Source organism: Vibrio sp. D404a (genome assembly GCF_030248535.1).
GTDB lineage: Bacteria > Pseudomonadota > Gammaproteobacteria > Enterobacterales > Vibrionaceae > Vibrio.
Genome location: NZ_JAHGAJ010000010.1, coordinates 70,383 through 80,329 on the forward strand (window position 1 = coordinate 70,383; position 9,947 = coordinate 80,329).

Genomic DNA, 9,947 nt, shown 5'->3' on the forward strand with positions numbered 1-9,947 from the left:
CACATGGAACCAAGAGGCTTTTACTTTAGTCATTGTGCAGCGTTTGCCGTTGGCCACTCGTCATAAAACAAGTAGTTATCAAAACCTAATCATCAAACAACAAGTTTATTGCTACCGAGAGCATGACCAATCCAGCAATCGGGGCAATAACGCCCACTGCAGAGCGCTCAATATACGGTAGATTTTCCGCAATCAATAAGCCCCACTCCGGCTCTGGTGGCTTCGCACCTAGACCGATAAAGCTCAATGAGGTTAAGCTCAGGGTGATAACTGGAAGTCGCAACAGTGCGTGCCTTACCAGTGGTGGTAGCACGTAAGGGAGCAAGTAAAAACGCAAAACACGCAAACGACTGGTTCCCCAAACTGGAGCCAAATGTGTATAAGGCTGCGCTTTAGCTTCCATTACTAAGCTCGAACAGTGCGCAGCTAATGGCGCCCAAGAGACCAGTACAATAGCGATTAAGGCACTGTTTGGGTTCATCCCCGTTAGACCAGCCACCAATAGGCCTGCTACGATATATGGAACCGCTTTGGTGATCTCAATAAGCCCTTGGCTGTATCGAGTCACAAAACCAAGCAACAAGCCAATCACTAGGCTTAGGAAGGTCGCCAGTATCCCCATTTTCATGGTAGAGAACATGCCTCCACCGACCCTAGCAAGCAGATCACGACCAACAGCATCGGCACCAAAAGGCGCTTCAAGACTTGGTGGTGCGAGTCTAGAGAATTGAATGAGGTAAGGATCGCGAATCAACGCCCAGCTTGCACACAAGATAAGTAGAGCAAAGATGGTCAAGCTTGCGATTCTTTTAGCTCGATTCTCTGTAAACCTAAATGTACTGTGGCTACTGATCAACTTTCCGCTGGTGGCACTGTGTCCAAGCAAAGCACGTTGAATCATGATGCTGATGCTGCTGATCAAAATCGAGAACGCTAGCAAGACCAACAAACCACCTTGTAACAGAGGTAGATCTTGTGACTTCGCTGCGCCAAGGATCAAACGGCCGATACCCGGAATCGAAAAAATCTGCTCAACCGCAACTGCCCCGCCAGTCAAACCGATCACAATCATCGCTAACTGAGGGATCAGGTTACTCAGCGCTCGCCACAAGGCAAATCTCAAGATCTGAAATTTGCTGATGTTGGCCGATAGCCAAGTAATCACCCAAGGTTCATCAAGAACACGAATCAAACTGTCATTCAATAAGCGGCTGAATAAACCACTTGCAGGTAACGCGAGCGCGAGCGTCGGTAACCAAAGGTTTTGAGTGCTCGTCCAGCCATAAGGCGGAAACCACCCTAGCCAAATCGCAAACACCAAAATCAGCAGTGATGCAATAACGTACTCGGGTAGAGACACCAACACAGAGCTTAAGCTGTTGTGTTGACTATCGAGTCGGTTTTGTTGCCAGCGATGAATGGTAAAAAGCACGCTGATGAGACAGAACACCAAGGTCAATGACAGTGCGCATGCCATAAGGAACAGTGATGTTTTTGCCGTAGACTGAACACTCTGCATAACAGGTGAGCCGTCTACCCAAGAGACGCCGAGATCGCCTTGAACAGCCAGCACTAACCAGTCCCACAAACGTTCCATCGCTGAGCGATCGAGTTGTAAGTCTGCGCGAATCGCTTGCAGAGCTTCCGGAGTCATCAACTGCTGAGCACCCGCTCGCGCACGCAGTATCGCCTGACTTGGGTCAATCCCAGCGATATCAGGCATTAAGCCGACAAGTACCACTACCACGCTTAACGAAAGCAAGCGTGACAGCCATGGCATACACGCGCCCCAATTGAAGCGCATGTTAGCAACAAGTGACATTGACTTAGTTTACCTCAGTAAACTGGTCAATCAGGCGACGCTCACGTGGGTCACGCTGTGCATTTTTCACTCGGTCGCTTTCGCCTTGAATAACACGCTCGTGCAATAGAGGAATCGCCGCGTATTGGCCAAGGATCAAGTTTTCAGCTTCAATAATTGCTTGTTGACGCAGTTCACCAAGAGGTTGACGGTCAGCATGGTCTAGCGCAGCATCCACCTCTTCAGAACAGAACTGGCCTAGGTTGAATGAACCGTCACAGCTAAAGTCACTCTGCATGTAAGCAACTGGGTCACCCGAATCTAGAACAGTCGCACGAGATAGGATGAAGGCATCAAACTTACCTGCAAGTGCATCATTTTCAATTTGAGCGTATTCACGAACATCCAGCTCAACCACAAAGCCAGCCGCTTCTAGCTGTTGCTTTAGAAGAACCGCAACTTCCGGCAGTTCTGCACGGTCAGTAAAGGTACCAATCGTGATCTTCTCGCCGTTTGCTTCACGAATCTCCATTGTTTCCATACGAGGATTCTTATCACGAACTGGTGCAGCCCACGCTAGTGCTGGACCTAATAGACCCTTAGCAAGGTCAGCGTGATTTTCGTAAACTGTTTCAATGATTTGTTCACGGTTCACCGCTTGGCCTGCCGCTTTACGCAGAGCAAATTGGCTGAATACTTCAGACTGATTATTCAAGTAAAGCGTGTTTGTACGAGGCATCGCAACTTCGTGCAGTTGAGACTGATCCATCATCGCGATTTGAGAAACAGGAACCGCTTCTACAACGTCTGCTTCACCAGTACGCAGAGCAGCCGCACGAGCAAAACCGTTTGGTACGTATTCAGCTAGAACGTTTTCAACTTTTGCTTTCTCGCCCCAGTAACCATCGAAGCGTGTCAGTTTCGCGCTGGTAGTACCGTTGATTTCAGTCAGAATAAATGGACCTGTACCCGCTTTAATCGAGTTCACACGGCCATCTTCTTGGTACGCAGCAGTCGATAGAATCGAAAGTTGCGGGCTTGATAGACGACTTGGCAGAAGAGGATCGTTAAACGTTGTTTTAATCTGTACCTTAAAGTCACCAATTGCTTCAACTTGCCACTCGATACCATCAAGGATTCGTGGCTTCGGCGCAGCATCTAAAGCTTGTTGTAGCGAGTTAACCACTGCCGCAGCAGTAAGGTCCGAACCGTCATGGAACTTAACGCCTTCACGAACTGTGAACGTCCAAGTCATAGGATCAACTTGTTCCCATTCAGTTGCTAGCATAGGCTCAGCAACCGACTGATCGCTCAGGTTAACCAGTGTTTCAGCTGTGCTCCAACGAGATAACTTAAACGCATCGTCAGACAGCGGCGACAGACCTGTTCTTGGTGGTTGCATCATAGCAACACGGATTTCTGATGATTCTGGTGTCGCTGTAACTTCAGCTTCTTGTTTCTTTTCTTCAGAATCGAAACAGCCTGTTAGCAGTGTACTTAACGCTAACGCAACGGCTAACTTAGGCGTATTAAGGTGCATACGAAACCTCTCCAATGGTTTTTGTGAATTCATGATTTGTTTGCTGAGCACTCAATAAAGCTTGAGTAGTCATATGTTTGGGTTTATTCATCACTTGGTCTGCGTCGCCGTGTTCTGCAACGCTGCCTTTATCAAGAACTAAGATATCGTCACACAAGGCCTGTGCGGCATTGAGATCGTGTGTGACCAAGATCAGTCTCATCTGACGGTGCTGTTGAATAGAAATAAATAGGTCGAGAATTTGTTGTCGGCTCACCGGATCTAGGCTGCTGGTGGGTTCATCCGCAACCAATACGCATGGTTCGACGATCAATGCTCGCGCAATCGCCACCCTTTGAGCTTGACCAACAGAAAGGCGACGCGACGGACGAGGTAGCAGTGTTAGGTCTAAGCCAACATCTCGCATCGCATCTTCAATTTTTTGTTGCTTGTTCTCAGTTAAGCCCATACTAATTAGCGGCTCTAACAAGAGCTGCTCTACCGTGTAGTAAGGGTTTAAGCTGGACTGCGGCTCTTGTGGGATAAGCTGAATATGCTGACACAAAGCGCGACGCTGCTTCTCTGAGCTCAATGACAGCGGCTGACCACACACATAAACCTCGCCCGATGTCGGTTTGCGCAAGCCAAAAAGCAGCTCAATAAGTGTAGACTTGCCCGCTCCCGATGGACCGACAATCGCTAGGTTCTGTGTTTCGATAGTTAGATCCAACTGATCGAGCGCTTTAAACGGTTTACCGCCAAGCCAAGCTGGCTTTGAAAAATAATGCACGTTCACATTTTCAAAACGAACTTGCGCAGACATAGGCTGTGTATGGTTATGCATGTTGCACTCCAGCTCTTGAACTAAGGAAGCAATAAAGCCAATTGTTGGCAGAATTCATGGTCACTCGAAGTAATCGCCTCTTTCGGAGAGCCGTAAGCGACCATCGTACCTTCAGCAATGACTAGCAGCTTGTCACAAGCCAGTGCCGCAGATAAGTCATGAGTGATCAACATGCCACCAATGTTTCTCTGTTGAATACTGTCTCTAAACAGCGTGAGAATTTCCGCTTCAGTAATGGGGTCGAGCGCGCTAGTCGGCTCATCAGCGATCAATAGATTGGCTTGACCAAGCAGAGCAATGGCAATACAGACACGTTGTCTTTGACCACCAGAAAGCTGACTCGGATACTGCTTCAATGCCATTTCAGCATCATTAAAGCCAAGCTGCTCCAACAGGGCGGTAACCGTGGTTCGTTGAGCCGCATTGAGACGAGTTTTATTATTGGTTAACGCCAAGCTCAGCTGTTGTTCAACCGACGCCAACGGATTAAGAGCTTGCAGTGCATCTTGAAAAATAACAGCGGGTCTCTGTGCCGATTCTCGTTGCAGCATAGCTTGTGCACTCACTTCCTTACCGTTGATAAAGACCTCTCCATGAGCATAGACATCTTTAGGTAAGAAACCAGCAACAGCTTTAGATAGCATTGATTTGCCAATCCCAGAAGGCCCCATAACGGCAAGTACTTCACCCTCAGCTAGAGTAAAAGTGATATTGCTAAAAAAGGAGTGATGAGAATCCGAGATTTGGAGTTGATTTACGGCGAGTATTGGTTGTGTAGTCACGACAGCTTAGCTTGTAATAATATAACATAACAATACTATCATGAGGGTTTGGCGAAGAAAACATCTCGTAAGGGTTAAATCTTACTCTTTTCTCTGTTTATGAGAATAAAGGGCGAGTCACCCCGCCCCTTATTAGTTAGGAATTTCAATAGTCCCAAATAAATTGGCTTGCTTTATAAATATATAGTTACAAACACTTATTTCGTACTTGTTGGATGGATGGATATAAGAAAACGAAACGTCCAACATAAAAAAGTGTAAAGGCTAACCATAAACCATGATTACCCCACTGCGGCACCGCCAGTAACTGTACAATCAAAAAAACAATCAGCGTTATGAAGCTCGAATTTCTGACCGGTTTAGTTGTACCTGTCCCTGTGAAAATACCGTAAAACGTCAGTCCATAGCCTGCGACCAATGGAAACACCAATAACCAAGGGCTCATCGCAAGATACAAGGTGTTTAGTTCGGGTAACGTCGTAAACAACATAACGATTTGCTCTTTGAAAATCACAGTTAACAACGTCAAAACCACAATAAACGCCGTCGTCCACTGAGTGTTCAGCTTAATCACACTATCAAGCAACTTAGGGTTCTTCTGGCCCACCGCTTTACCTGCAAAGACGCTCGACGCGTTCGCCACGCCATCGAACATGTAGCTGACGATGAAGGTCACTTGCATCAGTATCGCGTTAGTTGCCAATACGTCTGAGCCAAGCTGCGAACCGACGCGAGCCATCATGTTGAAGAAAACCAAAATACAGATGGTACGTAACAGCAAGTCCATATTCGAAGACATAATGACTTTCAGATCTTTCTTGGACATTTTGGCTGTAGATAGATGTTCGAACAGCGAGAATTGACATGTCTTGAAAACAAAGCCAACACCGATAGCAAATGTAGTAACTTGTGCTATCAGAGTAGCAACTGCGACGCCTGCTATCCCCATATCAAAATAGAGTACAAACACGATATCCAACACAATGTTGAGCACGTTACCAAACACTTGTGTGAACAGGGTTTCTTTGGCTTTGGCCTGCCCCATTAACCAACCGATGATGGTGTAGTTCAACAGTACAAACGGAGCGCCGTAAATCATGATGTCAAAATAGATCTTCGCGTTTTCACCCACCGCGGCATCTGGTGAGATGATCCATTCTGCGCCCATCCAAATCAGTGATTGCAGCGCTATGAAAATCAATCCAACACACAAAGCCAGTACAAATGGGCGAAACAGACTACTCGCCTGTTCTGAGTGACTGTTTCTGCCTAGCGCAATAGCACTTTGACCTGTTGTACTGACACGAAAGAAGCCAAACAACCAGTACAAGGTGTTCATGATAACGGTGCCGATCGCGACGCCACCAATCAGCTCAGCGACACCGAGTTTACCAATAACGGCAGTGTCGACCGCGCCAAGCAAAGGTTGCGTAACAGTCGAGACAATAAAAGGAAAAGCAATCGTAAAATAATCTTTATGAGTCAGATTCATTCGGGTTTAACTCGGAACAGTGGTGAGTTTAAGTCAAAAAAAGAGCCTCCGTAGATTCGAGGCTCTTGCTTTCTCAAGTAGAGATTCACATTAATCAAGGTAACATAGTCGAAAGAGGCGAATATTTACCTTAATCAAGAAAGTGCTCAGATGATAAAGTTAATGATAATTAATATCAATTGTTAATATTGTCTGACATGTTTTCTAACACATCAAGTCTTGGGTAGCTTCAACTGGTAAATCTTCTCCGCTTTAGTCCCCAATAACCAAAAACTCACCGCGAGAATCGCGAAAAACAAAGCTTTGTGCATGCCTTCCCAAAGGTACTCAAAGAAACGGCTATAGAGATTCAGAAAGATGAACACCAAGGCAACGCCTTTAGTCATGTCGTCATGATACTTCAAGCCTAGATAGAGCGCCGCTAACGAAGCCACCAGCAGTAAAATAGACCAATACAGAATCGAGAACTGCTCTACATCCAACCAAATACTAAAATCAGCATGGTTGCCAAATATGGAGAGTAGCCAAAGTGAAAAGAAGAAATACAGAAGCCCGACAAACTTAGTCACGCTTTCAAACTCGGTAGCAATGGACACTTTTGGAAGCAGATAAAGGCTAGACGCTAATAGAAGAGCCCCAAACACAGCAAATCGTAATGGGTAGTTCATGCCTAGGTAATACCCGTCTAACTGACCTTGGTAGGAGTGAAACCCAAACCAAGCACCGAGTGTTATCAAGGCAAATATCCAGACGGTTTGCGATGGCAACCAAAGGCCTATCAAGCCATAAATCACCGCAGCCAGCAGAATGAGCGGTGCGAGGTTCTCGGTCTCAATCACTTTACCCAAGAAAAAGATCGACAACGCGGTACTGATCATCCCGAGTACAAACAGCGCCTCATTGGCCAACACTTTGCTTGGGTAAAGTTTCTTTCTGCGAATACCGAAAATGTAAAAGCCGACAGCCCCAGCTAAGAAAAACAGACTCTTTGCTAGTTCTGGCGCAGTAAAGATGCTCTTGAACAGCTCTATCAACCACTCATCAAACACAAAGGATAATGTCGCCAATACAACACATGTCACGGCGATGGTGAATGAGTAACGCGCGATCTGAGTCCAATCAAAAGCCGACACCTCAAAGGTACTCTCCAGCTTGTCATGCTCTTCTTGTGTTAAAACGCCTTGGGATTGCCACTCATCAAGCGCATTACCAATGATTCTGCGCTCCTTCTTAGACACTTTCATGCCTACCTCTCTCTTAAACCGATATTCGCAAGTCAGAATTGTGAATTTCTCACTCTATTATGATTTAAGAGTAACATGGAGTTTCTGTCTGCGTAGATCGCACACGAATAAAATATTGGTTTTTAAGATCTTTAATGCTTGTGAAATCTCTAGACTAAGAGAACTTTCGATAAAAAATAGAATGGAAAAAATGATTAGAAAGGCGAAAAAAACGCACAAAGAAGTAGCGCTGTAGTTGATGATATTAGGTTGGTTTATTGACAATTAAGTCAGACAAATAAGCAACCCTACTCATGAGAGAAAAGGAAGAAAAATCCTCATGAGCAGGGTCTATTTGTATTACTTCTCTAGCTTAGTGAAGTAATCAAACAGCACTGGTACATCGTTCTGACCTAGACCTGCATCAACAGCAGCTTGTAGGCTCTTAGAGGTACCTTCAGCGATTAGAGACTCTGTACCTAGGTCTGAAACCATCTCTAGGAAGTAACCAAGGTCTTTGTTCGCGTTTGCTACAGTGAAACCTAGCTTCTCTTCGCCGTCTACTGCGTAGAACTTACAGAACTGCATGAATGGAGAGTTAGATGGACCTGCAGACATGATGTCGAACAGTTGTTGGCCATCAACGCCAGCCAGCTTTGCAACAGCAAATGCTTGAGACATTGTTGCTACAGTCGTCATACCCATGAAGTTGTTTACAAGCTTAGTTACGTGACCTGAACCTAGAGCACCTAGGTGGAATACGTTTTCTCCTTGCTCATCAAGAACAGGTTTAACTTTGTTGAATGTCTCGATGTCGCCAGCAGCCATGATGTTTAGTAGGCCATCTTTAGCGTGAGCTGGTGTACGACCTAGAGGTGCGTCAATCATACCTGCGCCTTTCGCTGCAAGGTCTTCACCAATCTTACGAGTTGAAGCTGGGATAGAAGTACCGAAGTCAATCAGTGTTGCACCTTCTTTGATACCCGCTAGGATACCTTCGTCACCGTAAACTACTTTTTCTACAACAGCAGACGTTGTAAGACATAGCATTACGATGTCGCTGTTTTCCGCAAGTTCTTTGCCAGAAGTTGCTTCTTTTGCACCACGAGCTACACAAGCAGCAACTGCTTCTTTGTTAAGATCCATAACGTTTAGCTCATAACCACGTTTTTGTAGGTTCTCAACCATGTTGCCGCCCATAAGACCAAGGCCAATGAAACCAATGACAGGTTTTGTCATAACTAACTCCTAAACTCAAGTAATGTGTTATTGTATGATTATATTATATTGGTGCAAAACCTATTGTGCAATGACCTTGAGTAAGAATCTGTGATCAGCTAGACGTATTAAGCTTATCGTCGCCTATTTATCAGACAATATGTCAGTAAATAGTCAGACTAATTACCACTTTTCGCTATAAAGTCGAATTACACATTGGTTTGATCTCTTTCTTCTCTTCTTTCTGTTAGTTTAATCCTTCCAAACAAACACAACAGACAATAACAATGAAAAAGATATCTTTATTGATCGCTTCTATTACTCTGGCAGTCAGCAGTTTCACGTTCGCAGACCAACTCGAAGACATTCAAGAATCCGGTACTCTCCGAGTCGGGACGACGGGTGACTACAAACCTTTCTCTTATTTCGATGGCAAGGGCTATTCGGGCTACGATATTGATGTGGCTAAACACATCGCCGAACAACTGGGTGTTGAACTTAAGCTTGTTCGCACAAGCTGGAAAGATCTGCTGTCCGATCTTGAATCAGACAAGTACGACATCGCAATGGGGGGAATCACCCGTAAGATGCAACGTCAACTCGCTGCTGAGCAAACACAAGGTTACATGACGTTTGGCAAATGCTTCCTCGTTGCCAAAGGCACAGCCGACCAATTCAACACCATTGATAAAGTGAATCAGCCTTCTGTGAAAGTGGGCGTGAACATTGGTGGTACGAACGAGGCGTTTGCAGACCAGCATCTACAGCAAGCCAGCTTTACTCGCTACGAAAATAACCTTGATGTGCCTAAAGCGGTTGCAACAGGCAAAGTCGATGTGATGGTGACAGAAACACCAGAAGGCTTGTTCTATCAAGTCACCGATGAACGCTTAGAAGCAGCGCGTTGTGAGACACCGTTTACCAACAGCCAGTTTGGTTACTTGATTCCAAAGGGTGAGCAGCGTCTATTGAACACCGTTAACTTCATTATGGATGAGATGAAGCTCAAAGGTGTTGAAGATGAGTTACTACAGAAGAACTCTTTAAAGTAGTCCTCTTCTACCCGAC

8 protein-coding genes are annotated in these 9,947 nt (G+C 45.6%); 1 reads left to right on the forward strand and 7 read right to left on the reverse strand.

All coding sequences use genetic code 11. The features are described 5' to 3' along the window. Nucleotides 1-85: 85 nt before the first annotated feature. The 7 genes from KI655_RS07070 to KI655_RS07100 form a co-directional block, all read right to left on the reverse strand. Nucleotides 86-1,822 (reverse strand): ABC transporter permease subunit, encoded by a 1,737-nt coding sequence (locus KI655_RS07070; RefSeq protein WP_285403068.1) that lies wholly within the window; start codon nucleotides 1,820-1,822, stop codon nucleotides 86-88. Nucleotides 1,823-1,826: 4 nt separating this feature from the next. Then, nucleotides 1,827-3,341: an ABC transporter substrate-binding protein gene (locus KI655_RS07075; protein WP_285403070.1), complete on the reverse strand. Its 1,515-nt coding sequence runs from the start codon at nucleotides 3,339-3,341 to the stop codon at nucleotides 1,827-1,829. Further along, the gene (locus tag KI655_RS07080) at nucleotides 3,331-4,164 is read right to left on the reverse strand and encodes an ABC transporter ATP-binding protein (protein WP_285403072.1); all 834 of its coding nucleotides are present in this window, start codon (nucleotides 4,162-4,164) and stop codon (nucleotides 3,331-3,333) included. Before KI655_RS07080 ends, KI655_RS07075 begins: the two co-directional genes overlap by 11 nt. Nucleotides 4,165-4,184: 20 nt before the next feature. Continuing rightward, the gene (locus tag KI655_RS07085; protein ID WP_285403074.1) at nucleotides 4,185-4,946 is read right to left on the reverse strand and encodes an ATP-binding cassette domain-containing protein; all 762 of its coding nucleotides are present in this window, start codon (nucleotides 4,944-4,946) and stop codon (nucleotides 4,185-4,187) included. A 187-nt stretch (nucleotides 4,947-5,133) separates the two neighbouring features. Next, complete coding sequence (locus KI655_RS07090) at nucleotides 5,134-6,438, reverse strand: MATE family efflux transporter (RefSeq protein WP_285403076.1); 1,305 nt, start codon at nucleotides 6,436-6,438, stop codon at nucleotides 5,134-5,136. Nucleotides 6,439-6,650: 212 nt separating this feature from the next. Continuing rightward, on the reverse strand, nucleotides 6,651-7,682 hold the full coding sequence (locus KI655_RS07095; RefSeq protein WP_285403078.1) for a hypothetical protein: 1,032 nt from the start codon (nucleotides 7,680-7,682) through the stop codon (nucleotides 6,651-6,653). 339 nt (nucleotides 7,683-8,021) lie between these two features. Next, nucleotides 8,022-8,900, reverse strand: coding sequence for an NAD(P)-dependent oxidoreductase (locus KI655_RS07100; protein WP_285403080.1), 879 nt, complete (start codon nucleotides 8,898-8,900; stop codon nucleotides 8,022-8,024). A gap of 266 nt (nucleotides 8,901-9,166) precedes the next feature. Here KI655_RS07100 and KI655_RS07105 point away from each other — a divergent pair, with 266 nt between their 5' ends. Continuing rightward, nucleotides 9,167-9,931: a transporter substrate-binding domain-containing protein gene (locus KI655_RS07105; RefSeq protein WP_285403082.1), complete on the forward strand. Its 765-nt coding sequence runs from the start codon at nucleotides 9,167-9,169 to the stop codon at nucleotides 9,929-9,931. The last annotated feature ends 16 nt before the right edge of the window (nucleotides 9,932-9,947 follow it).